We start from the raw sequence: 24,008 nt of genomic DNA, 5'->3' as shown, positions 1-24,008 counted from the left end.
CCTCGGAGGACGACATGAACTCCCCTGCCACCCAGGACTTCACCACCGCGTTCCGCGACGTGATGGCCGGCGTCTGCACCCCGGTCACGGTGGTGACCGCACTCGACGGTGATCGACCGCACGGCACCACCGTCAGTGCCTTCGCGTCGTTGTCGATGGCTCCTCCGATGGTGCTCGTCGCACTCGATCGTGCCTCGGATCTGTTGACGGTGGTCCGCAAGCAGCGCCGCTTCGGCATCAACATCCTCGGTCACGGTCAGGACGCCCTGGCCCTGGCCTTCGCCCGCAAGGGCACCGACAAGTTCGCCGGCATCGACTGGTCGCTGTCGTCCGACGTGCCTCGAATCCAAGGCGTCCCCGGCTGGGTGGCCTGCACCGTGGCGGATCTCGTCGACGGCGGTGACCACGTAGTGGTCCTCGGACACGTCGAGGACGCCGACTGTACGGACAACCCGCCGCTCACCTACCACCGGCGCGCCTTCGGAACACACAGCGCAGGACAGGAGTAGTCGCCATGCCTCACACACCCGCACAGCAGGTCGAGCTCGCCGTCGAGACCCTCGCCGCCGGCGGCATGGTCGTCGTCGTGGACGACGACGATCGTGAGAACGAAGGCGATCTGGTCGCCGCGGCGGCCACGATGACCGCCGAACAGATGGCATTCGTCGTCCGCCACACCACCGGCATCGTGTGCGCGCCCATGACGGCCCATCGTGCCGATGTGCTCGAGCTGCCTCCGATGGTCGAACGCAACACCGATGCGCACGGCACGGCGTTCACCATCACCGTCGATCACGTCTCGACCGGTACCGGGGTCAGCGCCGAGGACCGAGCGGCGACCGTGCGGGCGCTCGCCGCCGACACCACCGAGTCCCCGGACCTGCGCCGACCGGGTCACATCTTCCCGCTGCGCGCCCGCGAGGGTGGGGTCCTCGCCCGGGCCGGACACACCGAGGCGACCGTCGATCTGCTGCGTCTCGCCGGCGCCGGTGATGTCGGCGTGATCGGCGAGATCGTCGCCGAGGACGGTTCGATGCGCCGGGGAGACGACCTCGTCGAGTTCGCGCGCGTCCACGATCTACCGATGCTGCACATCGCGGATCTGGTGCGGTATCGCGCCGCGACCGAACCTTTCGTCGAACTGGTCGCCGAAGCGACGATGCCCACCGAGTTCGGGCAGTTCCGGGCGGTGGCGTTCCGGTCGGTTCTCGACGGCACCGAACACCTGGCGTTGGTGATGGGTGATGTCACCGCTGCCGGACGCAGCCACGAAGGCGTGCTGGTCCGCGTGCACAGCGAGTGTCTCACCGGCGACATCCTCGGTTCGTTGCGCTGCGACTGCGGCGCTCAACTCGAACAGGCCCTCGCCGAGATCGCTCGCGAAGGATGCGGGGTGCTCGTGTACCTTCGCGGCCACGAGGGTCGCGGTATCGGTCTCGCCCACAAGATCCGTGCGTACTCACTGCAGGAACAAGGTCTCGACACCGTGGACGCCAACCGCGCGCTCGGCCTGCCCGACGATTCACGAAGCTACGGCGTCGGCGCCCGCATCCTCGCCGACCTAGGGGTTCGCCGGATGCGTCTGATTACGAACAACCCAACGAAACTCGGTGGACTCGAAGGTTATTCGATTGACATCGTCGGTCGGGTCGCACTTCCCACCGTCGCGACCGCCCACAATGTGCGGTATCTGCGGACGAAGCGGGACCGCATGGGCCACGTACTCGATCACGGCCTGCCCGACGCGATGGCCACGTGACGGGATCCGGTAGATTGTGATATTCCACAATTCAACGATGTGGAGTAACGGCCGCCACATCCTGGGAGGAGAGGGAACGATATGACACTGCTGCCGAGCGCGGGCACCGAGAGCACCACGCGGCCCGACGCCGTCGGCACTGTGCCACCCGCCTCCGCCGACCCGCCGCGAGAACGCGACGTCATCACCGCCTTCGCCGAGATAACCGGGGAGGCCATCGGGGACGCCGACCTCGAACACCTCCTGCGCTCGGTGTGTGTGAAGCTGTGCAACGTCATCGGAGTCTCCCGGTCGTCGCTCTACCTCAAACGCCCGGACGGCCGGTTCCGAGGCGCCGCCGGCCACTGTTCCGACCAGGGTGACATCACCGAGGCCGTCAAACGCCAGGAGTCCGGTATCGCGGGCGACCGGTTCAGCCGGGAAGTCATCGAGACCGCGCGCCCTGTCCTCATCGACGACGTCGCCAACGATCCGCGCCCGCACCGCCGCACCATGGAGCACTGGCGGGTGCGGGCGATGCTGGGTGTGCCGCTGGTGTTCGACGGCGAGGTCATCGGCCTGCTCTTCGTCGACGACAAGGACCGCGATCACGTCTACACCCAAGAGGACGTCGAGATCGCGGAGATGTTCGCGCAGCTCAGTGCGCTGTTCATCAGTCAGGCGATGCTCAACGTCCGGCTGCGCAGCCAGGCCTCGGAGATCGCCCGCAGCCGCAACACGCTTGCCTATCTCGCGGACGTGCACCGCAAACTCACCAACGCCGTCCTCGAAGGCGCCGACATCCACAGCGTGGTGACGCTGCTGTCGAGCTTGTCCGCCAAACCCGTAGTGCTCTACGACGAGGACTTCCGGGTCCTGGCCTGGGCGTCTCCTGCAACGCTCGGTCTCGACCGCCCGCCCGTTATCTCCCAGCAGGTGCGGAGGATGCCGTCGGTCGAGGCGGAACTGGCGGGTCTCAGCCCGGAACGTCCCTCCGCGATCGTCCCACCGACTCTGTCGGTGGGACTCGGACGACGGCACCTGATGTGCCGGCTGATCATCGAAGGGCGGCCGAACGGCTATCTCGGCATCGTCGAGGTCGGGCGTTCCCTCGAGACGGTGGACAGCCATCTGGCCGAGCACGGCGCGACGGTGCTGTCACTGCAGATCCTGTCCGAACGACGCCAGATCGAAACCCAGGGTCAAGCGCGAGACGACTATCTGTCCGACCTGCTGCGCAACACCCGCGACAAGGAGCATCTGCTGCGCCGGGGCCCCCAGTTCGGCATCGACCTCACCCACCCGCACGTGCTGGTACGTTTCGAGCTGTCCGCTGACCCGCGTACCACCGCCTCCGCGGCGCAACGGCTCGTCACCCGCCGGTTCCGGGAGGTCTTCGGCATCGACGAACCCGCCGCGGTGAAACTGCCCGGCCACGTGATCGTGCTCGTCCCGCTCCCCGACGGCGGGTCGGCGGAGGAGATGCAGACCCTCCGCGACCGGGTCGGGCGGGTGCGGGAGTCACTGCAACCCGAGCTCGCCACCGGCGCCACGGTCATCTCCGGCGTGTGCCGCGAGGTCACCGGCTTCCCGCAGGCGGCCCGCGAGATGAAAGAGGTTGCCGACATCGCGCGATCGTTCGACTGGTCCGACGGTGTCCTCGACGTCACCGAACTCGGGCTCTTCCGCGTCGTCGTCAGTTCCGGACGCGTCAAGGACGCAGTGCGCTTCGCCCACGAGTACGTCCACGCCGTGCGCGGTGCCGACGACGGTGTGCTGCTCGAGACGTGGCGGGCGTTCGTCGCCGCGGAGGGAAGGGTGCAGGGCGCCGCGCTGGCGCTCGAGGTCCACGAGAACACGGTCCGGTACCGCATGGGCAAGATCAAGGAACTCACCGGCCTGGACCCGACGAGTCTGGACGTACTGCTCGCTGCGCGCCTGGCCTTCCAGATCCTCGACTTCGCGGCCCGCTGACCAGCGCAGATCCCTGACCGGATGCCATTGTAGGAATCCACAACGAGGGTCGACGAGGTACGGTGCCACCGACGGATCCGGTCGATACGTTCTATTCATGCCGACCGACACCACACACAGCGACCTCCTCGGGGTCGACCTCACCGCCGTGCGGGACTGGATGGACGCGCAGGGCCTCGGGTCCGGTGATCTGACCGCCGCCTCGCCTATCGGGGGTGGAACGCAGAACGTCATGCTCGGCTTCGAACGTTCCGGCGTCCACTACGTCCTCCGAAGGGGACCGAAACACCTTCGGCCACATTCGAATCGGATGATGGCGAGAGAGATGACGCTGCTCCGCGCACTCGCCGGCACCACCGTGCCGCATCCCACCTTCGTCGCCGGCAGCGAGAACACCGACATTCTCGGCGCAGCCTTCTACCTGATGCACGCTGTGGACGGCTACAACGCCGCCGAGTCACTTGCCCCCGGCCACGCCGCCGATCGCGGCGCCCGCCACCGGATGGGACTGGCCATGGTGGACGCGCTCACAGAACTCGGTCGTGTCGACCCCGTGCAGATCGGGCTCAGCGACTTCGGTCGTCCCGACGGTTTCCTCGACCGCCAAGTCGCTCGCTGGAGCAGCGAACTCGAGTCCTACACGCTGCTGCCGGGCTACCCGACAGTGCTGTTGCCCGGTGTCGACCGGATCGCGTCCTGGCTCGACGACCACAAACCCCGGACCTGGACACCGGGAATCCTGCACGGCGACTATCACGTCTCCAACGTGATGTTCGATCGCATCGATCCGGTGCTCACCGCCATCGTCGACTGGGAGATGGCGACCATCGGGGATCCCCTCCTCGACCTCGGCTGGATGCTCGCCATGTGGCCGGACACGGACGGCGGATCCGACCTGCTCGAGAGCCGTCTCGCCGCGGCAGGTGGTCTCCCGTCCCGCACCGAACTGATCGACCGGTACGCGGCGAACACCGAGCGCGATCTGAGCGCAATCGACTGGTACACGGCGCTGGCCGGCTTCAAACTCGGCATCATCCTCGAAGGCACCTACGCGCGCGCCTGTTCCGGGCAGGCATCCACCGAGGTCGGTGATCGCCTGCACCGCTACGCCCTTCGACTGTTCGACCGCACTCTGCGGTTCCTCGACTGACGCTTCACCCACCGACCGGAGGTACGAAAGATGGCATGGGATTTCTCCACCGAGCACGAATTTCAGCAGAAGCTGGACTGGATGACCACCTTCGTGCGCGACGAGATCCGTCCGCTGGAAACGCTCGAACTCACCTGGCCGCAGCTGCTGAAAGCCATCGCGCCCCTCCAGCAGGAGGTCAAGTCCCAGCAGCTGTGGGCCGCTCATCTCGATCCCGAACTCGGTGGCCAGGGCTACGGTCAGGTCAAGCTCGGCCTGATGCACGAAATCCTCGGCTCTTCCCCGCTCGGTCCTCTCGTATTCGGTTGTCAGGCGCCGGATTCCGGCAACGCCGAGATCCTGGCGGCGGTGGGCACCGACGAGCAGAAGCGCCGCTGGCTCGACCCGTTGCTCGCCGGTGAGAAGTACTCCGCCTTCGCCCTGACCGAGCCCGACAACGCCGGCGCCGACCCGACGAACCTGCAGACCACCGCCGTGCGCGACGGCAACGAGTGGGTGCTCGACGGGCACAAGTGGTTCATCAGCAACGCCTCGACCGCCGATTTCGTCATCGTCGTCGCCGTCACCGATCCGGACGCGGAACGACACCGCCGGGCATCGCAGTTCATCGTCCCGATCGACGCTCCCGGCCTCGAGGTGGTGCGTGACATCGCGTCGATGGAGAATCCCTCACCCCGGGACAACACTTACGGTTCGCATTGCGAGGTCGTCCTGCGCGGTGTGCGCGTCGGTGACGACGCCCTGCTCGGCAATCCCGGCGACGGCTTCCTCATCTCCCAGAAACGTCTCGGCCCCGGCCGGATCCACCACTGCATGCGCTGGATCGGGCAGGCCAACCGCGCTTTCGACATGATGTGCGAGCGCGCCACCTACCGTTTCGCCCATGGCAGTGTCCTGGGCGAGAAGCAGACGGTGCGCAACTGGATCGCCGACTCTGCCGCCGAGATGCAGGCCCTGCGCCTGATGACCCTACAGGCCGCCTGGGTGATCGACACGAAGGGCACGAAGGAGGCGCGCAAGGAGATCGCCATGATCAAGTACTACGGTGCGAAAATCCTGCACGACATCATCGATCGGTCGATACAGACACACGGCTCTCTCGGTTACAGCTCCGACCTGCCGCTGGACTTCATGTACCGCGCGGCCCGCGCCGCACGGTTGTACGACGGCCCCGACGAGGTACACCGCGACACCGTCGCCAAGCTGATCCTTCGCGGCTACGAGGCCCCCGCAGACCGCATCCCGTCCGAGCACGTGCCGACCCGTCGGCGCGCGGCGCAGGAGCGCTACGCCGACCTGTTCGACGAGGTCCTCGCCTCCGTCTGACGACCCTGGAGGCGGTGTGGCGTGCGATTCTTCGAGGAGTTCCGCACACCACACCGTTCTCGTCGACGGTCGGTGCCATCAGAAGACGACCGAATCCGCTCCGGCCGATTCCCCCAGATATGCCTGCTCGAGCAGATGCGGGGAGGCCGCGAGTTCGGCGGCGGGGCCGCTCGTCGTCACCTCGCCGTGCCGCAGCACCATCGCGTGGTCGGCAACCGACAGCGCCATGTGCACGTGCTGCTCGACGAGCACGACCGCGGCGTTCCTCTCATCGGCGAAACTGCGGACGACGGGCAGCAACGAGTCGACAACCACGGGCGCGAGACCCATGCTCAGTTCGTCGACGAGCAGCACCTTCGGTGCCTGGACGAAAGCCCGTCCGAGCGCGAGCATCTGCTGTTCGCCGCCGGAGAGCATGCCCGCCGCGATCGAGCGGCGTTCCCCGAGTGCCGGGAAGTACTCGATCACCTCGTCGATCGTCGGGCCGTCCTTGTGGCGGGCGAGGCGCAGGTTCTCGACGACCGTGAGGGACTTGAACAGTGAGCGATCGTCGGGGACGAGCACGATGCCGGCCTTCGACGCCGCGCGTGCGTTGCCCGCCGCGACGGGTTGGCCGTCGAGTTCCATCGAACCACCGAGCGGGGCGAGCAATCCCGCCAGGGTCAGCAGCAGCGTGGTCTTGCCCGCCCCGTTCGGGCCGAGCAATGCCATCACCTGCCCGGAACCCAGTTCGATGTCCACATCCCGCACACACGGCCGTCCGCGGCCGTAGCCGGCGAACAGTCCGGTGGCACTGAACTTCGTCGTCACGAGCCCGCCTCCGCTTTCGCTGTCGTCATGAGCTCGCCGTCGCTCGCTGTCATGAGCTCGCCTGCGCCCTCCCGGGTCGCACCGAGGTAGGCCGCGACGACTGCCGGGTTGCCACGGATTTCGTCGGGTGTGCCGTCGGCGATGATGCGTCCGAGGTCGAGCACCACGATGCGGTCGCACAGTTCGAGCACCAGATCCATGTCGTGGTCGACGATGAGCACGGTGACCCCGGCATCGCGCACCGCGCGCAGTTTCTCCCCGAGCCAACGGCTTTCGGAGCTCGCCAACCCTGCTGCCGGTTCGTCGAGCAACAGCATCCGGGGACGACCCGCCAGTGCGCGCGCGACCGACACCAATTGCTTTCGGCCCTGCGACAGTTCGGCGACCGGATCGTCGGCGCACGATTCCAGGTCGAGGATCCGGAAGAGCGTGTCGATCCACGGGCCACCCGCCTTACCGGCTCGCGGACCGGCCGTGAACGTGCCGACCGCCACGTTCTCGCGCACCGACAGGTCCTCGTAGAGCGACATGTCCTGGAAGGTGCGGCCGAGCCCGAGACGGCTCCGCCGGTGCGGGACGAGACCGTCGATCCGCCGGCCCTCGAGGGTCACCGATCCCGCGGCGTCCGCGAAACCGCTCAGTGCGTCGATGCAGGTCGTCTTGCCGGCACCGTTGGGTCCGATGAGCCCGACGATCTCGCCCGAACGGACCTCGATCGAGAAGTCCGCCAGCGCCGTGACGGCACCGTGGGTGACGGTCAGGCCGTCCGCGGTGAGCACCACCGCGCCTTCCGGTCCGCCGGACAGCATCGTCGACAGCTCGGCCTGCGTGTCGATCGGGACGGCGACGTCGGTCTTCACCGGGCGTCCCGACCGCGCGCGAAGGGCTGCCTGCAGCCGCGCGATCCGCTCGGCGAAGTGCCCGGCGATGCCTTCGGGGTAGCTGATCACGGTGACGGTGAGCAGGACCCCGCCGATGATCGCGTAGTAGTCGGCGAAACCGAGCAGCCGGTCGAGCAGGATGAACATCAGTCCGCCGGCACCGAGGACACCGGAGAGGATGCCGCCGCTGACCAGAGTGACCCCGGCGATGTAGATCATCGCGAACAACGCGATACCGCCGATCGTCGTGTACGACTCCGCGGTCACGACGGTCTGTTGATAGGCCATCAGCGATCCGCCCAGACCAGCGATGAACGCCCCGATGGCAAAGGCCAGCAGCTTGGTGCGCGACACGTCGATGCCCGAGGCCGCCGCGGCACGCTCGTCGGCGCGCACCGCCAGCATCGCCGCCCCCAGCCTCCCGGTCCGCAGCTTCACCACGGCCACCGCGACGATCACGAGCACCACCAGGCAGAGGAATCCGAAGGCCACCCGCGGATAACCCGCACCGGACCCGATGGACAAATCCATACCGAAGAGCGTCGGTGGTTCGACCTGGGCGCCCTGCATCCCGCCGTTGAGATCGGTGTTACGGAACCACACGAACTCGAGGAAGACCGCCAGCGCGAGAGTGACCACGGTGACGGGCAATCCGCGGATCCGCAGCGCGGGCAGTCCCACAACCACGCCGATGACCGTCGCGGCCAGCGCCCCGATGATCGGTGCGATCGGGAACGGGATACCCCAGTCCGTGGTCAGGCGGCTGAGGGTGAACGCGCCGACACCGGCCAGGGGCAGCTGCGCCAGTGAGATCTGGCCTGCGAAACCGGTCACGACGACCTGCGACAGGCCGATGATCGCGAGGACGAGGCTGACGATCACTGCGGCCCGGTAACTTCCGGAGGTCAGGGTCAGGGCCAGGACCGCGACGACCACCCCGACCAGTGTCGGTAGCAGGATCCGTCGCGGCCGCGGTGCCCGACCGAGCGACGACTTGACGATCGCCCCGCGGGTGGGCAACGGCTTACCGCGCACCACCAGGAACGCCAGGATCAGCACGAGCGGAACGAGTTCCGCCATCCCCGATCGAGGGAACCAGTCGACGGTCGCCTGCAGGTGGGTCATCTCGGACTGCAGCATGCCGATCGCGAACCCGGCTGCGACGGTCACGCCCATCGCGGTGAAGTTCCCGACCAACGCCGCCGCGAGTGCCGGAATCACGAATAGCGAGTAGGACACCGGGACGAGCGGGACGATGGGTGCGATGAGGATGCCGCCGATGCCGGCGACCACGGTGCTCAGCGCCCAGTTGCCGAGCGCGATCCGATCGGGAGACAGACCCGTGACGAGTGCGCCCTTCTCGGATTCGGCGGCCGCGCGGGTCGCGAGTCCGAACCGGGTGTACCGGAACAGGCACACGAGTACGACCGTCATCGCGATCATGAGGACCGCGAACCACAACCGGTCCTGTGGGATCCGCATGCCGGCGACGGTGAGCGCACCGTTGGGCAGGATCGGCTTGACCGAGACGGGGGTGGTGCCGACCCGCAGCGCGAGCAGCGCCTGCACGACCAGCATCACGCCGATGGACACGACCGCCTTGGCGACCGGCGGGGCGTTCCGCACCAACCGGAACACCAGGCCGTAGAGCACCACGCCGAGGACCGCGGCGATCAGCAGGGACAGTGCCAGTGCCGGCACGAATCCCCACGGACCGCCGAGGTCGACGGTGGTCGGCATCCCCGGAATCGGATTGAGCAACTCGCCCTTGCGCAGGAACCCGTAGGTGTACGCCACGTACAGGGCGATCGCGCCGGTCGCGAAGTTCACGACCCCGGAGCTCCGGAAGGTCATGACCAGCGCGAGCCCGAGTGCCGCGTAGACGGCGCCGTTGCCCAATCCGAGTGCGAGGAAGACGAAGTGACCGGACATCAGTCACTCGTTTCCGGTGAGCCGGCCCGGCTCGTCACTGTCCGACCTTCGGGTCGGTGGCCTTCCCGCCTTCGACCGTCGCGATGATGCCCTGGTTTGCGCACACGGCAGGCATGCCGGGCATCGCGGTGCCGTCGCAGGTGAAGGTGATGCCATCTGCGGCGGGCATGGGCACGTCCACGGCGGTCTTGATCGCACCATCGATCGCGGCGGCGGTCGGCTCGCCCTCGAGGTTCTCGGCCGCGCGGATCAGGCCGAGCATGGCCTGGTAGCCGGTGAACGTGAAGCCGTTGATGTCGGCGTCGGGTGCGTAGCGTTCCATGACCGAGCGGTAGAGCACGGCTTCGGGTTCGTCGGAGTCGATGTCGGCCCCGAGGAAGGCCGTGGCGCCGTCGAGGGAGTCGCCGACGGCGTCGATCACAGAGGGGTCGAGGCACGGCTGGATGATCATCTTCGCCTGGTCGGCGCCGAGCGTCATCATCGAGCGGAGCACGGAGGTGCACATCGTCGCGTCGCCGATCACCGCGACCGCGTCGACGCCGTCCGCCAGGCCGGCGCTGACCTGCGGCGTCGCGTCGGGGGTGCCGGGTGTCACCGGGGCGATCTTCAGCTCCACACCGGCGGCGCCGAAGGTGCTGTCGCCGAGGGCCTGGGTGGAGGCGATGACCGCGCCGGTGTCGATGACGAAGGCCGCGACCTTCTGATAGCCCTGCTCCGCAGCGTAGTTCGCCATCGCGGCGAGCGAGCCCGGGAAACCACTGTTGAGGGCGTAGGCCGACGGGGAGGTCAGCTCCGCGGGGGTGGTGCCGGACGGCGTCATGTACGGGATGCCGGCGCCGGTGATGATCGGGACCATGGCGGCGCCGTGGCCGGAAGAGGGCACGACGACCGCCGCGACCCCCTTCTCGACCATCTGGTTCGCGCAGTCCTGGTTGGAGGCGGGATCCTCCTTGGCGGCGCAGATCTCGAGTTCGATCGGGTGTCCCCCGATACCGCCGAGATGGGCGTTGGCGTATTCGGCGGCGGCCTCGGCGGCGCGGCGGTTGTCGGGCATCGAGATCGCCGGTCCGCCTTCGGGATTGATCACCCCGATTCTCACGGGTGTACCGGTCGCCGGGTTGTCCGGGAACGCGCTGCTCGGCGCTTCGGCGGAACCGGCGTCCGCACTGTCGTCCGTGCTGCCGCACGCCGTTCCCACCACCAGCGCGGAGGTCACCAGGAGCAACCCCAGACGCATTCTCTTGACGGATTCCCTGCGGGTCGAACCGAACATCTGAGACACGGGGCCACTCCCTCGTTTCCTGACACGGGCGTTGGACGTTCCGGCTGAGTGATGCACCTCACACTGGAGTGGGCTGAGCGTAAGTTGGCTTCTCAGTTGTGTCAATAGGATTACGTAGTTATCTATGTAAGAATGGTGCAGCAATCGCACCCGACGGCGCGGACGCCGGTCGGGCACGCCGAATGCGCACATCTTGTCGCGCCGGTTCGGCGTGTCGCGACGAGATGTGCGCAGGATCGGACGGTCAGGTGCCGCAGAAGGTCCGGAAGGACTCGGCGAACGAACGCGGTGCGGGCGAGGCGTATTCGGTCCACTCGGCACGCGCCTCGAAGGGATGCGTGACGACGTCGAGCAGTTTCGCGAACGGCTCGAGGTCGCCGCCGGTCGCCGCCTTCAGCGCGGCGTCGACCTGATGGTTGCGCGCGATGTACAGCGGGTTGACGCGGTCCATCGCCCCCGCCCTCTCCCCCGCTGCCCGGTCGTCCCGCTCGGCTGCGGCGTGCCAACGTTCGAGCCACGATGCCGAGCGCTCACGCGGCACGAGTCCGTCGAGGGGTGCCGGATTGCCGCGCAGTTCGTCGGCGAGGGCACGGAAGGTCGCCGTCCAGTCGGCGCGGTGCTCTTCCAGCAGCGTGAGCAGATCGTCGACCAGCGTCTGGTCGAGAGAGTCTTCCGGGAGACCGAGTTTGGCGGCCAGACCGGACCGGTAGTGCCGCTCGTAACGGGTGTCGAAGCTGTCCAGAACGGCGGTGACCGCGGCGATCGCCGCGTCCGGGGTCGAATCGACGAGTCTGAGCAAGGTTTCGGCGAAGCGCGCCAGATTCCATTTCAGGACGGCGGGCTGGTTGCCGAACGCATAGCGTCCGCTGTGGTCGATGGAACTGAACACCGCCGCCGGATCGAAGGCGTCGACGAAGGCGCACGGACCGTAGTCGATGGTCTGCCCCGAGATGGTGGTGTTGTCGGTGTTCATCACCCCGTGCACGAAACCGACGAGCATCCACTGCGCCACCAGCGACGCCTGCGCCTCGACCACGGCGGTGAACAGGCCCAGGTAGCGGTTGTTCTCACCGGTCTCCGGTAGATCGAGCAGATCCGGATAGTGCCGGGCGATCGCGTGGTCGGCCAGCGCGCGCACGACCTCACCCTGCCGCGCAGCGAACTCGAAGGTCCCCACCCGCAGATGACTGGCCGCGACACGGGCCAGCACCGCACCGGGCTCGGCGCCCTCGCGGTAGACCGGCCGACCGGTCGCCACCACCGACAACGAACGGGTGGTCGGAATGCCGAGCGCGTGCATGGCCTCGCTCACCAGATACTCGCGCAGCATCGGCCCGACGACCGCGAAGCCGTCCCCACCCCGGGAGAACGGAGTGGGCCCCGAACCCTTGAGATGCAGATCGACGCGGCCACCGTCCGCGTCGACGAGTTCACCGAGCAACAACGCCCGACCGTCGCCGAGCAGCGGAGCGTATCCGCCGAACTGATGTCCGGCATAGGCCATCGCGACCGGCTTCGCGCCCGCCGGTACCTCCGCGCCGGCCAGGGCGGCGACGCCGTCGGCGCTGCGCAACGCCGCCACGTCCAGTCCCAGCGACACCGCGAGGTCCTCGTTGAGCGCGAGCAGTTCCGGGTCGGGGGCCTCGGCGCCCTGCCACGGCACCGACAATCCGCTCAATTCGTCGGCGAAGGAGCTGCCGAGACCGGATATCGTGGTGTTCGTGCCGACGGGGAAATCCGGAATCGCAGTCATCCTTCGAGGGTAACCGTGTGACACCGACGCACGCTGCGGGCGAGGGAAACGCCGGTGGACCCCGGTCACCGGCGGCGCATCATTCCGCCCCGGACCGGGTATCCGCCCCCGTGCACACCGACCCGGACGATCCTTGCCGTCCCACCCGGCGGATCCAGGTCCGCGACGTCGCCGAGCACCTCCACGATGTCATGCGATCCGGACCGCAGGGCGGACACGACCGCGTGATCACCGGCATCAGCGATGATTCCCGCGCGGTGCGGCCCGGCGATCTGTACGTAGCGCTACCGGGACACCACGCCCACGGCCTGGAGTTCGAAGCCGAAGCCGCCACCCACGGCGCGGTCGCGGTGCTCAGCGACCGACCGTCGCGCCTGCTGCCCACCTTCGTGGTCGATCGACCACGCGAGGTGGTCGGCCCGTTGGCGTCGTGGATTCTCGGGCATCCCTCCCACGACCTGCAGGTCCACGGCATCACCGGCACCAACGGCAAGACGAGCGCGACCTATCTCCTCGACACCGCACTCGCGGCCACCGGCGTGGTGACCGGCATGATAGGCGGGGTCGTGGTGCGCGGTCCCGCCGGCACACGGCCCGCAACCCGCACCACCCCGGAGGCCTCGGTGGTGCACCGCACCCTTGCCGAGTTCCGTGACCAGGGCGTGCAGGCGGTGACGCTCGAGGTGTCCTCGCACGGCATCAGTCAGGGCCGCGTCGACGGTGTGCGTTTCCGTACCGTCGCCTTCACCAATCTCGGGCGCGACCACCTCGACTTCCACCACACGATGGAGCAGTACTTCGCCGCCAAGGCGGCACTGTTCACCGCCGACCGCACGCAGACGGCCGTGGTGAACATCGACGACGAGTACGGCCGACGTCTGGCTGCCTCCGTCGACGTGCCGCTGTGGACGCATTCGACCCGCGATCCCCGCGCCGACGTGTACGCGGACACGATCCGGTGCGATCTCCACGGCACCACCTTCACCGTGCACACACCGGCCGGGAGTGCGCCGGTGCGACTGTCGCTGCTCGGGCCGCACCAGGTGGCCAATGCGCTGACGGCGCTCACCTCGGTGGCCGCCGTCGACGGCGACGTCCTGCAGGCCGCGGCGGGTCTGGAAACCCTCGCGGGTGTGCCCGGCCGACTCGAACGCGTCGACACCGGCGAAGGCGTTCTCGCGCTCGTGGACTACATGCACAACACGTCCGGGCAACGCGAACTGCTGCCCTTCCTCCGGTCGCTCGCCCCCGAGCGGCGACTGGTCCTCGTGATCAGCGCGACCGGAGAACGCGATCCCGGCAAGCGATTTCCGCTCGGGCACACCGCCGCGACCTACGCCGACGTGGTGGTCGTGACCGACGACAGTCCCCTCTCGGAGGACCCGCGGGTGCTCAGGGATGCGGTCGCCGAAGGTGCCTTCGCAGCGCGCAGTGCCCGCGTCGTCGTCGAAGCCGACCGACGTCGCGCGTTCGACATCGCCGTCGCCCACACCGGCCCCGGAGACGTCGTCGTCGTGGCCGGGCGCGGATGCGAGCCACGGCTGGTCTCCGGGGACATGGTGCAGGTATTCGACGACCGGGACGAACTGCGCCGCGCACTACGCCGCGCGCAACACAGGCCCGTCTCGCGCGTCCCCCGCCCCTGAGCGATTCTCGGTGACCACGGTTGCAGCCACATGTAGCCGCCGGTATCCCGACCGGGATCACCCGGCAATGGCGGCCCGCAACTCTTCCGCCAGGTCGGGAGTGGACGCGACGATCCCGCTCCACCGTTTCGTCAGGTCCGTATCGAACTCGACGGGCCGATCGTAGGCGTCGATCACCGCACCACCGGACGCCTCGACGAGAACCACGGCCGCGGCGATGTCCATGAGGCGATGCGTGTCGCTGCCGGCGTCGACGAAGGCATCCGACGCACCCGTCGCCACGAACACCGATTCCAGGGTGCTGCAGCTGAGGATGCGGATGCGGGTCGCGGCCGATGCGACCCGCCACCAGGCGTCGCGGTTGCGTTCGTGCGGACGCAGCATCGACACCGCCGCCCTGTCGAGCGACGTGCAGCCGCTCGTCCGGTACTCCGATGCCGTGCGCGACGCCCACCATCGTTCGTCGGTGTGCAGCCACGACGTCATCGCCTCGGTGAACTCCCCGTCGACGACGACCGCTGCACTGAAGCAGGCCAGCGGGATGCCCGCTGCGGCATTCGCGGATCCGTCCACGGGGTCGACGACCAGCGTGATCGCCGAACCCACGTCGACGAAGCCGCGCTCCTCCGACAGGATGTTCGCGCCCGCAGCGGTGGCGGCACCGATGATCGCGTCCTCCACCAGCACGTCGACGAACATGGTGTCGGTGCCGTCGGCACCCACCATGGCCACCGAACGAAGCTTCTCCCGCGAGTAGGTACGCACCGCGTCGCGGTAGGCAGCGGTTGCGGCGTCGGCGGTGGCGGTGAGGATGCCGGTGGCAGCGGTCCGGGCCGCTTCGATAATGGTCACGTGAAACTCCGGGTCGTAGTTGTGGTGGTTACGAAATGGCGCGGCGCACCCATATCGCGAGCCCTTCGACCGCCATGACAACCACGAAGATCATCACGACGACCATGGTCACGACGTCGAACTGCATCACCCGCGCGGCATTCATGAGATAGAAGCCGATACCGCCCGCGCCGACGACGCCGAGAAGCGTTGCGGCGCGGATGTTGCTGTCGAGCTGATAGAAGATGTGTGCGACGATCGCGGGGCCCGACTGGCGGACGGTCGCACCGATGAGCACCTGCATCCGGGTGGCGCCACCGGCCAGTACCGCCTGCTGAACGCGCACGTCGGTTTCCTCCACCGAGTCGGCGATCAGTTTGGACAGCAGTCCGATGGCACCGACGGACAAGGCGATCGCGCCGGCGGTGGCACCGAGACCGGTGACGACGATGACGATGATCGCGAAGATCAGGTCGGGGATGCCGCGGACCGCGACGATGAAGATACGGAAGCCTTTGGCGATGCCCGGCGTCGGTGCGACGTTGCGGGCGGCGAGCAGGCCGACGGGGACCGCGACCACCAGACCGATGAACGTTGCGGCCAGAGCGATCTGGACGGTGACGAGCAGCTGCTCCCACAGTTCCGACCCGATGCCGCCGGTACCGGGCGGGAAGAACAGCGACAGGGTGTTGAACATGGAGCCGAAACCGTCGGCCATGCGCGACAGGTCGATCTGCGCACCCCACGTCGCGAACACGAGCGCGAGTGCGAAGAGCACCACGTAGATCGTGCGGCGGATACGTTCGCCGGTCCACGGCGGGCTGACCCGGTAGTTTCCGTCGGCGGTGCGGGCGGCGGCCGTGCGTGCCCGGGCCTCGGAAGTGGCTGCGGCGCCGCGGTCGAGCCAGCCGTTCTGCGCGGTGGCGACCTTCTCGCGCATCCGCGTCCAGATGGTGCGGTGTGCCGGTGCCTGATCGCCGAGCACCATCTTCCGCAGCGCTCCGGAGATGAGTTCGACGACGATGCACAGTGCGACGACGAACAGCGCCAGCGCCATGCCGCGCTGATAGTTCATGGTGCGCAACGCACCCGACAGTTCGAGGCCGATGCCGCTGACGCCGACGTATCCGAGGATGACCGACGCGCGCAGGTTGATGTCGAAACGGTGCAGGGCGGTGGCGACGAAGGCCGGCATGGCCTGCGGGAACACTCCGCCCACGATCTGCTGCCACCATGACGCACCGGCCGCACGCAGTGCATCGCGGGGTCCGGGGTCGGTGTCCTCGATCGCATCCGCATAGAGCTTGCCGACCATGCCGATCGAGTGCAGGCCGAGCGCGAGAATGCCGGCGACCGCTCCGAGTCCGAACAACCGCAGGAACAGGATCGCCAGCACGAGTTCGGGAATGGTGCGGGTGACGACGATGATCGCACGGGCACCCCAGCGCAGCGCCGTGCCGGGGGTGGTGTTGTGGGCCGCAGCGAGGGCCACGAACATGCTGAGTATCACCGACAGCACCGTCGCGAGGAGCACGATGCCGAGGGTCTGTGCCGTCATCGTGACGAGTTCGCCGATCGGCGGGAAGTCGAGCGGGAAGATGCGCCCGACGAAACTCACCGCATTGTCGGCACTGTCGATGATCGTGGCCACATTGATCTTCAGGTCCGCCACCGCCCACAGGGACGCGGCGAACAGGCCGAACAGGATGACGTTCACGCTCACCGTCTGCCACGTCGGGCGTGGCAGCGTCGAGCGCGGTGGGTTGGTCAGAAGAGTCATGGAGGCGCTACACCGGCTGTCCGACGGAGACCGGTTCGACGGCCGAGTAGATCGACATCGTCTCGTTCTTGTCGATCTGCGAGACCGGCTTGTCGAGAACCAGTGAGCCGCCGCGCAATCCGACGAGTCGATGTCCCCACGACAACGCGAGGTCGACCTGGTGCAGACTGCACACCACGGTCAGCGAATCCTCCGACGCGATGCGGGAGATCAAGGCCATCACCTGAGCCGAGGATTCCGGATCGAGGGAGGCGACCGGTTCGTCGGCGAGCAGGATGCGCGGCTTCTGGATGAGTGCGCGGGCCACGGCGACTCGCTGCTGCTGGCCCCCGGAGAGGGTGTCGGCGCGCTGGAACGGACGGTCGGCGAGGCCCACACGGTCGAGTTGTTCCATCGCGGCGAGCCGCACCGACTTCGGATAGCTCATCAGCCCGAAGCGCGGGCCGCGCAGCGACCCGAGGGCGCCGGTGCACACGTTCTCGAGCACCGTCATGTTCCCGACGAGATGGAACTGCTGGAAGACGAAACCGACCTTGCGGCGCAACGCCCGAAGTTCTCGTCCGCGGGCGGTGCCGACGTCCTGGCCGAGAACCTGCACCGTGCCCGAGGTGGGCAGGTGCAGGCCGTCGAGCAGACGCAGCAGGGTGGATTTTCCGGAGCCCGACAGGCCCAGGAGCGCGACAACTTCACCCGGGTACACCTCGAGCGACACGTCGTCGAGCGCCCGCAGATCGGGACCGAACTGCTTCGTGACGCCGCTGAGCGAGATGGTGGGCCGGAGGATCTTGTCGATGGATGCGCCGAGGCGCGAATGATCGGAGTCGGTCATGTCGGGCTCCAAGAGGGTCGGGGTTCGTGGGGTCAGCTCGCGCAGGACGGCGACTGGGTGATCTCGCAGACTTTGCGGACGCCGTCGTAGACGTCGTCGGTCACCGGGATGTATCCGTACTCGGCGCTCTCCGGCAGTTCGCACTCCTCCGCGGTGCTGCAGTAGCCGGCCTCGACGAGCGCCGGACGGTTGAGCTTGTTCTGGAAGATGTCGCTGAGCTGGTCGACGAGGTCCTGCGGCAGAGTGCTCAGCACCGCGGTCGGGCTGGACGCGATGGTCTCGGATTCCCAGACGACGTCGAGGTCACCTTCGGCGAGATCGCCCTTCTTCACGAGGGTCTCGGTGACCATCGTGTCGAACGCGAAGCCCGCGTCGCACTGGCCGCTCTTCACGGCGAGCGCCGACGCGTCGTGACCGCCGGCGAAGACCGGGGTGACGTCGTTCTCCGGGTCGATTCCGGCCTCGATGAGACCGGCCGAGGGATACAGGTAGCCGGATGTGGAGGTGGGGTCGACGAAGCACACCGTCTTGCCACGGAAATCTTCGAGCGAGCGGATGTCGGAACCGGCAGGCACGATCGCGTACGACTGGTAGCCGGGCTTCTCGTCGGGGGCATCGGCGAAGCTCGCGAGAGGCTGCACGGGCACACCGCTGTCCCGTGCCGTGACGTAGGAGAACGGGCCGTAGTGGCCGATGTGCACCTTTCCTGCGCGCTGCGCCTCGATGACAGCGGCGTAGTCGGTGGCATTCTGGAATTCGGTCTTCAGGCCGGTCTCGTCCTCGATGACCTTCTGCACCAGCGCGAACTGCTGCTGGAGACTGGAGCTCTCCTCGCTGGGGATGGCGGCGATCACCAGGGTGTCGGGGGCGCCGTCACCGGCGGACGTGCCGCCGGCGGAGTTGTCCTCGTCGGCGCTCGACCCGCAGGCGGAGAGGGCGAGCGCCGCGGCGGCGGCCACGGCGGCAGCCGTCAGGGAACGTGATGAACGAATACGCATGGGAAGAACTCCTTGTCGGGGCGTCGCGTTCAGACTGTCTGCATGGTGTATCCGGGTATCGAACTGGAGATGAACCGTTCATCTCGCCCGAGCGACGATCCGTACGCCTTGTGCGGTAATTCGGATCACACCGCGCGCAGCACGGCGCGGGTGACGGGATGCCCGTGCTCGACGGCGACGAGCACCAGATCAGCGCGCTGACCTGCGTCGAGAGCCCCTCGGTCGGCGAGCCCCACGGCCGTGGCAGGGCCACTGGTGACCAGCGCGACGGCGGCCGGAAGGCCCATCCCCCGCTCGGCGAGGACGAACGCTGCACCCAGCAGCGACGACGGAAGGTAATCCGACGCCAGCGCGGTCACCAGTCCCAGGTCGGCCAGCTCACCGGCGGACACGTTGCCGGAATGCGACTTCCCGCGCAGCACGTTCGGTCCGCCCATGACCACCGACATCCCGCGATCCCGCGCCTCTCGTGCCGCCTCCACCGTCGTGGGGAACTCGGCGACGTTGCCGCCGCGCGCAGCGAGGTCGGCGATCTCCACGGCCGACTCGGGGTCGTGCCCGAAGATGCGGACGAGCCCGGTACGGGACTGCTCGGCGAGCCAGCCCATCGTCGTGTCGCGGATGCCGGCGTTGGCTTCGCGTTCGGCTGCCAGTTCGTCGACGTAGGCGCGGGCGGCCTCCGCGGAGATGCCGCGAACACCTGCGATGTGATTCTCGTAGTAGGCGCGGTCCGCGTACTGCCCGATGCCGGGGGTGTGGTCCTCGTGCGAGATCACCGCGGGCGTTTCGGTGGTGACCGCACCGGTGGCGACGAGCCGCTCGAATTCGGCACGCATGGCCTCGAACCCGGCCTCCGACCGGACGTCCAGGCGGTGCAGTACCCGGTGGTCGACGAGCCCGCAGTCGGTCTCGCGCAGCGACCACTGCTCGATGGACTCGCACATGCGTTGCGCGACGTGCACGCTGCGGCCCGACGTCGCGGTGGCCCGGTCGGAGAACGACGCGCCGTGGAAGACCGTGGTCACGCCGGCGGCGCGAACCTTGCCCTCGAACGACATGAGCGCGAACGACCAGGGCAGTTCGACGCCGGGTCGCGGCATCCGTTCCTTCTCGAGGCCGTCGGAGTGCACGTCGACGAGCCCGGGCAGGCACAGCAGTCCCCCGCCGTCGACGTCGGCGCGGACACCGGGCACCGACGGGCCGACTTCGGCGATACGACCGTCGCGCACCACGATGCGGGCGTCGTCGAGGACCCGGTCGGGCAGCACGGCCCGCACGTGCCCGATCACGTAGTTCTGCGGTGCGCGCTGCAACGTCCAGGGCAGCGCGTCGGTGGTCTCGGGGGCGAGTTCGATTCCGGTCATGCTGCGTGTGCTCCCAATACGTCGGCGGGGGGACCGATTTCGGCGATGTCACCGTCCGCGAACCGGACGACACGGGTGGCAAGGCGGTGCATGGCGTCGAGGTCGTGGAAGACCGCGAGAACGGCGACGCCGGAGGCGGACAGCGAGGCGATCAGCTCCAGGGCGCGCTCCCGGTTGACGGGGTCGAGCGCCGAGACCGGTTCGTCGAGCAGCAGCAGGCGCGGCGGGTGCACGGTGCCCGCGGCGATGTTCACACGCTGACGTTCACCGCCCGACAGGACGCTGCAGTCGACGTCCCACAGTGCCTCGTCGAGGGCCAGGCGCTTCAGCGACTCCGCGGCGGCGTCGCGGGCCTCGGTGCGGCTCATCCCGCGGCGACGAGCGGCGGATGCCACCACCTCGAGCGGTGCGGTGCGCGGCGGCGCCGACAGGAACTGGGAGACGTAACCGAGTTCGCGGCCGCGGAGGCGGGCCATCTCCCGGTCGGGCAGGTCGGTGAGTTCGACCGGGCCGTCGTCGGTGTGCAGCACGACGGACCCGGAGTCGGGCAGGTAGCTGCGGTGCACGCAGCGCAGGAAGCTGGACTTTCCTGCACCGGACGGCCCGGCGAGCGCCACGTGCTCGCCGGCGGCCACGTCGAGGTCGACGCCGTGCAGCGACGTCACCTTCCGTCCGTCGATGGTGTGGAGGGTGAACGACTTTCGCAGGTCGCGCACGGTCAGAACAGGTGTGGTCTGCATGGTCATCTCCGGGCGGCGGCGACGAGCCGCTGAGTGTAGGGGTGGTGGGGGTCCTGGAACAGCTGGTCGGTGAGGCCGGTTTCGACGGCGCGTCCCACGTTCATCACCAGCGTGCGGTCGGTGAGCGCTTCGATGACCGCGAAGTCGTGGCTGACCACCACGGCTGCGGTGTCGCGTTCGGCGAGCAGGTTGCGCAGCAGGTCGAGCACACCCGCGGCGACGGACGCGTCGAGACCGGTGGTGGGCTCGTCGAGCAGCAGCACCCGCGGATCGGTGGCGAGGGCCTTGGCGATCTGCACGCGCTGGCGCATACCGCCGGAGAAGGTGTGGACCGGATCGTCCATGCGGTCGAGGGGAACTTCGACCTTCTCGAGCAGATAGGCGGCGCGGTCGCGGATCTCGTAGTAGTTGCGCCAGCCCGCCGCGGTGAGCCGCTCGGCGATGTTGCCACCGGCCGACACCGTCATGGTGAGTCCGTCGGCGGGGTTCTGGTGGACCAGCCCCAGGGTGTCGATCCGCAGAGCACGACGCTCGGTGTCGTCGAGGGTGAACACGTCGGTGCGGCCCTCGTCGAGCGTGGTCAGGAACATCGAACCGGCCGTGGCCTTCTCGTCGCCGATGAGGCAGCGCAGCACGGTCGACTTGCCGGATCCGGATTCGCCGATGATGCCGAGTGCCTCACCGGGTGCGACGTCGAAGCTGACGTCCCATGCCGCGACGACCGCTCCGGTACGGGGACTGATGGCCGTGCCGGCCTCGGGTCCGGTGCCGGGAACTGCGTCGGCGCCACCGGGGCCGTGCACCTTGCCGACTCCGCGGACGGCGAGCGTCCAGCCTTCGGCATGGGCCGGGACGGGCCGGTCGACGAGTTCCTTCGGGTCGCGGTGATCGGCGGCAGCGGCGACGCGGACGCGACGCTGCGGATCGGGCAGGTACTGCAGCGGGGCGTTGTTCGCGTGCCGGTCGAGGTCGACGTCGGCGTCGGTGACGCGGGTGCACCACTCGACGTCACTGCACATCATGCGGCCGGGGGCGGCCTCGACGAGGAAGGTGTCGGTGGAACCGCACCGCTCGCACTGCTGATCCTTCGAACCCTCCACCTCGAAAGGCACGTCGTCGAACGTCAGCGGGCGCACGTCGGTGTACGGGGGGACGGCGAAGATGCGCTTCTCACGACCCGCACCCAGCAGCGTCAGGAACGGCGAGTCGTGAAGCTGCGGCACGTCCCAGCGCGGGATGGGCGAGGTGATCATCACGTAGCGGCCGTTGACGAGCACCGGGTAGCCGGTGGTCTTGGTGATGACGCCGTTGCGGACGAGGTCCTCGTAGAGGCTCACCCACATCATCGAGTAGTCGGCCTCGGCGTGCATGCGCGCGCACTCGGTGACGGACTTCTGCACGGCGCGAAGAGGTTCGGAGTTGGGGACCTGCAGGACGAGGATCTGGTCCTCCCCCATCGGTTCCTCGGGGATCCGGTGCCGCGACTGGATGATCGTCGCCTCGCGGGTGTCCTTGGTGCTCGCGCACTTCTCGCTGTCCTCGATGAGGCGGCGCAGGTTGGTGGCGTTGACGCCGTCGTCGTCACCCTGGTCGATGACCTTGACGACGTCGTCGGCGGTCACCAGACCGAGCGTGACCTGCAGGCCACCGGAACCCCAGCCACGTGCCACCGGCATCTCGCGGGACCCGAACGGCGTGAGATAACCGGGCACGCAGACCGCGGTGAGGGATGCGCGGCGGATCTCGCGCTTGGAACCTTCGTCGAGGATGCCGCGGCCGGGGGTGGCGGCGTCGATCGCGTCGAGGGTGTGGGTCAGGCGGGACGGCGCAGCGCCGGGAGCGTGCGTCGTGAGGGTGTCGGTCATCAGCAGATGCCTCCGAGAGGTTCGGCAGCGCGGGCCGGAGCGTCGTCCTCGCCGGCCTGGACTGCGAGTTTGCGGTCGATCATCGATCGGAAGGTGACGTAGTGCGGAAGCTTGAGGTGCTCGAGGAAGCCGCAGGAGTCGAGGCCGTCCGTGGTGAGAAGCAGGGTCTGTTCGAGGCCGGTGCTGTCACCGAAGCGACGGCACGCGATGTCGAGGTTGGCCATGGCGATGGCCTTGCGTTCGTTGTGCCCGAAGCACAGGCCGTAGCCGACGTCGAAGCGGCCGCGGTCCTCGTCGGGACCGTTGAGGTCCTCGATCGCTTCGCACTCGCTGGCGCGGATCTCGCCCATGACGAAGGGATTACCGGTGTGCGGGTGCCGGATCCGGACCGGGATACGCCCGTGCCGGACCTCGCCGAGGGTGGTTTCGTGGATGTTCCCGTCGGTGCCGCGGACCGAGCGGTACCAGGTGCCGACGAGCGCACCGGTTTCGGCTCGCGCCATCGAGGCGAGCACCGCCGAGCGCGGCGCCGGGGGAACGGGCAGGTGACGGGAGATGTCGAACGGTTCCAGGTCGGAGCCGTCCTTGGGCCGACTGTCGACCATCAGGTTCATGTCGCGCAGCAGGTCGGAGAAGCGGCGCGGGTGCCGTTCGGCCTCGGTGCGCTCGACGGACGGATCGGTCTCGGACGGCACCGTCACGATGTTCGTGCCCTCACGCACCAGCATGCGTCCGGTGTAATCACTTGTGCGACCGAGCAATTGAGGTCCGTCCGGGGTCCGCCACGCCGGCACGATGCGGCGCAGCACCGTCATCTCGTCGGGGTCGACCGGTTCGCTGGTCGCCAGTCGCGGCAGGGTGGACTGGTGGGCGCGGACGAGGTGGGTGGCTTCGATGACGTCGCCTTCGGCCTGTCGCAGTGCATCGGCGGCGGTGGCCTCGTCGTACAGCGAGCCCTCCCCCATCACGCGGTCGACGGCGAGTCGCATCCGGCCGGTGATCTGCGCGGTGGTCAGCGCGGGCGAATCGTCGGTGTCGCGGGCGGTGCGGACGAGTTCTTCGGCGGCGAGGATCGCGTCGAGTCCGCCGCGTGCTCCCGAGTACCCCAT

General features: G+C 68.3%; 18 protein-coding genes. 6 read left to right on the top strand and 12 right to left on the bottom strand.

What is annotated here, in order from left to right:
* The first annotated feature begins 14 nt into the window (after positions 1–14).
* The 5 genes from ACNJ7K_RS23520 to ACNJ7K_RS23500 all read left to right on the top strand — a co-directional run bounded on the left by ACNJ7K_RS23520 (position 15) and on the right by ACNJ7K_RS23500 (position 6,188).
* Positions 15–509, top strand: a complete 495-nt coding sequence (locus tag ACNJ7K_RS23520) for a flavin reductase family protein (protein ID WP_120282553.1) — start codon at positions 15–17, stop codon at positions 507–509.
* Positions 510–514: 5 nt separating this feature from the next.
* On the top strand, positions 515–1,759 hold the full coding sequence (locus ACNJ7K_RS23515; protein ID WP_487042247.1) for a bifunctional 3,4-dihydroxy-2-butanone-4-phosphate synthase/GTP cyclohydrolase II: 1,245 nt from the start codon (positions 515–517) through the stop codon (positions 1,757–1,759).
* An 81-nt stretch (positions 1,760–1,840) separates the two neighbouring features.
* Positions 1,841–3,712 carry a helix-turn-helix domain-containing protein gene (locus tag ACNJ7K_RS23510; protein ID WP_120282551.1) on the top strand — a complete coding sequence of 624 codons (1,872 nt, stop codon included), beginning with the start codon at positions 1,841–1,843 and terminating at the stop codon, positions 3,710–3,712.
* A gap of 97 nt (positions 3,713–3,809) precedes the next feature.
* Positions 3,810–4,862, top strand: a complete 1,053-nt coding sequence (locus ACNJ7K_RS23505; RefSeq protein ID WP_120282550.1) for a phosphotransferase family protein — start codon at positions 3,810–3,812, stop codon at positions 4,860–4,862.
* A 30-nt stretch (positions 4,863–4,892) separates the two neighbouring features.
* Positions 4,893–6,188 (top strand): acyl-CoA dehydrogenase family protein, encoded by a 1,296-nt coding sequence (locus ACNJ7K_RS23500; protein ID WP_268655689.1) that lies wholly within the window; start codon positions 4,893–4,895, stop codon positions 6,186–6,188.
* A gap of 78 nt (positions 6,189–6,266) precedes the next feature.
* Here the strand turns inward: ACNJ7K_RS23500 and ACNJ7K_RS23495 are convergent, their stop codons facing one another.
* From ACNJ7K_RS23495 to ACNJ7K_RS23480, 4 genes are all read right to left on the bottom strand, one after another.
* Positions 6,267–6,998 carry an ABC transporter ATP-binding protein gene (locus tag ACNJ7K_RS23495; protein WP_487042246.1) on the bottom strand — a complete coding sequence of 244 codons (732 nt, stop codon included), beginning with the start codon at positions 6,996–6,998 and terminating at the stop codon, positions 6,267–6,269.
* Complete coding sequence (locus ACNJ7K_RS23490; RefSeq protein WP_487042245.1) at positions 6,995–9,811, bottom strand: ABC transporter permease subunit; 2,817 nt, start codon at positions 9,809–9,811, stop codon at positions 6,995–6,997. Before ACNJ7K_RS23490 ends, ACNJ7K_RS23495 begins: the two co-directional genes overlap by 4 nt.
* A gap of 34 nt (positions 9,812–9,845) precedes the next feature.
* The gene (locus ACNJ7K_RS23485; protein ID WP_487042296.1) at positions 9,846–11,084 is read right to left on the bottom strand and encodes an ABC transporter substrate-binding protein; all 1,239 of its coding nucleotides are present in this window, start codon (positions 11,082–11,084) and stop codon (positions 9,846–9,848) included.
* A gap of 253 nt (positions 11,085–11,337) precedes the next feature.
* Complete coding sequence (locus ACNJ7K_RS23480) at positions 11,338–12,846, bottom strand: protein adenylyltransferase SelO (protein ID WP_159418368.1); 1,509 nt, start codon at positions 12,844–12,846, stop codon at positions 11,338–11,340.
* Positions 12,847–12,956: 110 nt separating this feature from the next.
* Here ACNJ7K_RS23480 and ACNJ7K_RS23475 point away from each other — a divergent pair, with 110 nt between their 5' ends.
* Entirely contained in the window at positions 12,957–14,492 is a 1,536-nt protein-coding gene (locus ACNJ7K_RS23475; protein WP_487042244.1) for a Mur ligase family protein, read from the top strand.
* 57 nt (positions 14,493–14,549) lie between these two features.
* Here the strand turns inward: ACNJ7K_RS23475 and ACNJ7K_RS23470 are convergent, their stop codons facing one another.
* From ACNJ7K_RS23470 to ACNJ7K_RS23435, 8 genes are all read right to left on the bottom strand, one after another.
* Positions 14,550–15,344 carry an inositol monophosphatase family protein gene (locus tag ACNJ7K_RS23470; protein WP_120282546.1) on the bottom strand — a complete coding sequence of 265 codons (795 nt, stop codon included), beginning with the start codon at positions 15,342–15,344 and terminating at the stop codon, positions 14,550–14,552.
* Positions 15,345–15,372: 28 nt separating this feature from the next.
* On the bottom strand, positions 15,373–17,103 hold the full coding sequence (gene phnE / locus ACNJ7K_RS23465) for a phosphonate ABC transporter, permease protein PhnE (RefSeq protein ID WP_159418369.1): 1,731 nt from the start codon (positions 17,101–17,103) through the stop codon (positions 15,373–15,375).
* A gap of 7 nt (positions 17,104–17,110) precedes the next feature.
* Positions 17,111–17,932: a phosphonate ABC transporter ATP-binding protein gene (gene phnC / locus ACNJ7K_RS23460; protein WP_174247041.1), complete on the bottom strand. Its 822-nt coding sequence runs from the start codon at positions 17,930–17,932 to the stop codon at positions 17,111–17,113.
* A 32-nt stretch (positions 17,933–17,964) separates the two neighbouring features.
* Positions 17,965–18,930, bottom strand: a complete 966-nt coding sequence (locus tag ACNJ7K_RS23455; protein WP_039958034.1) for a phosphate/phosphite/phosphonate ABC transporter substrate-binding protein — start codon at positions 18,928–18,930, stop codon at positions 17,965–17,967.
* Positions 18,931–19,055: 125 nt separating this feature from the next.
* Entirely contained in the window at positions 19,056–20,294 is a 1,239-nt protein-coding gene (locus ACNJ7K_RS23450; protein ID WP_006551980.1) for an alpha-D-ribose 1-methylphosphonate 5-triphosphate diphosphatase, read from the bottom strand.
* A complete protein-coding gene (locus ACNJ7K_RS23445; RefSeq protein ID WP_100167913.1) occupies positions 20,291–21,034 on the bottom strand; it encodes a phosphonate C-P lyase system protein PhnL in 744 nt (247 codons plus the stop codon). The genes ACNJ7K_RS23450 and ACNJ7K_RS23445 overlap by 4 nt, the downstream gene beginning before the upstream one ends.
* Before the next feature lie 2 nt (positions 21,035–21,036).
* Positions 21,037–22,899, bottom strand: coding sequence for an alpha-D-ribose 1-methylphosphonate 5-phosphate C-P-lyase PhnJ (locus tag ACNJ7K_RS23440; RefSeq protein WP_120282544.1), 1,863 nt, complete (start codon positions 22,897–22,899; stop codon positions 21,037–21,039).
* Positions 22,899–24,008 carry a carbon-phosphorus lyase complex subunit PhnI gene (locus tag ACNJ7K_RS23435; RefSeq protein WP_487042243.1) on the bottom strand — a complete coding sequence of 370 codons (1,110 nt, stop codon included), beginning with the start codon at positions 24,006–24,008 and terminating at the stop codon, positions 22,899–22,901. Before ACNJ7K_RS23435 ends, ACNJ7K_RS23440 begins: the two co-directional genes overlap by 1 nt.

Source organism: Rhodococcus shunpengi, assembly GCF_048381395.1.
Classification (GTDB): domain Bacteria; phylum Actinomycetota; class Actinomycetes; order Mycobacteriales; family Mycobacteriaceae; genus Rhodococcus.
This window is presented reverse-complemented; position numbering and strand designations above follow the sequence as displayed.

Coding starts and splice junctions, on each gene's coding strand:
- ACNJ7K_RS23480 (WP_159418368.1), bottom strand. CDS start 12,846: ATGACTGCGATTCCGGATTTCCCCGTCGGCACGAACACCACGATATCC.
- ACNJ7K_RS23490 (WP_487042245.1), bottom strand. CDS start 9,811: ATGTCCGGTCACTTCGTCTTCCTCGCACTCGGATTGGGCAACGGCGCC.
- ACNJ7K_RS23520 (WP_120282553.1), top strand. CDS start 15: ATGAACTCCCCTGCCACCCAGGACTTCACCACCGCGTTCCGCGACGTG.
- ACNJ7K_RS23485 (WP_487042296.1), bottom strand. CDS start 11,084: ATGTTCGGTTCGACCCGCAGGGAATCCGTCAAGAGAATGCGTCTGGGG.
- ACNJ7K_RS23435 (WP_487042243.1), bottom strand. CDS start 24,008: ATGGGGTACTCGGGAGCACGCGGCGGACTCGACGCGATCCTCGCCGCC.
- ACNJ7K_RS23445 (WP_100167913.1), bottom strand. CDS start 21,034: ATGCAGACCACACCTGTTCTGACCGTGCGCGACCTGCGAAAGTCGTTC.
- ACNJ7K_RS23510 (WP_120282551.1), top strand. CDS start 1,841: ATGACACTGCTGCCGAGCGCGGGCACCGAGAGCACCACGCGGCCCGAC.
- ACNJ7K_RS23455 (WP_039958034.1), bottom strand. CDS start 18,930: ATGCGTATTCGTTCATCACGTTCCCTGACGGCTGCCGCCGTGGCCGCC.
- phnC (WP_174247041.1), bottom strand. CDS start 17,932: ATGACCGACTCCGATCATTCGCGCCTCGGCGCATCCATCGACAAGATC.
- ACNJ7K_RS23515 (WP_487042247.1), top strand. CDS start 515: ATGCCTCACACACCCGCACAGCAGGTCGAGCTCGCCGTCGAGACCCTC.
- ACNJ7K_RS23440 (WP_120282544.1), bottom strand. CDS start 22,899: ATGACCGACACCCTCACGACGCACGCTCCCGGCGCTGCGCCGTCCCGC.
- ACNJ7K_RS23500 (WP_268655689.1), top strand. CDS start 4,893: ATGGCATGGGATTTCTCCACCGAGCACGAATTTCAGCAGAAGCTGGAC.
- phnE (WP_159418369.1), bottom strand. CDS start 17,103: ATGACTCTTCTGACCAACCCACCGCGCTCGACGCTGCCACGCCCGACG.
- ACNJ7K_RS23450 (WP_006551980.1), bottom strand. CDS start 20,294: ATGACCGGAATCGAACTCGCCCCCGAGACCACCGACGCGCTGCCCTGG.
- ACNJ7K_RS23505 (WP_120282550.1), top strand. CDS start 3,810: ATGCCGACCGACACCACACACAGCGACCTCCTCGGGGTCGACCTCACC.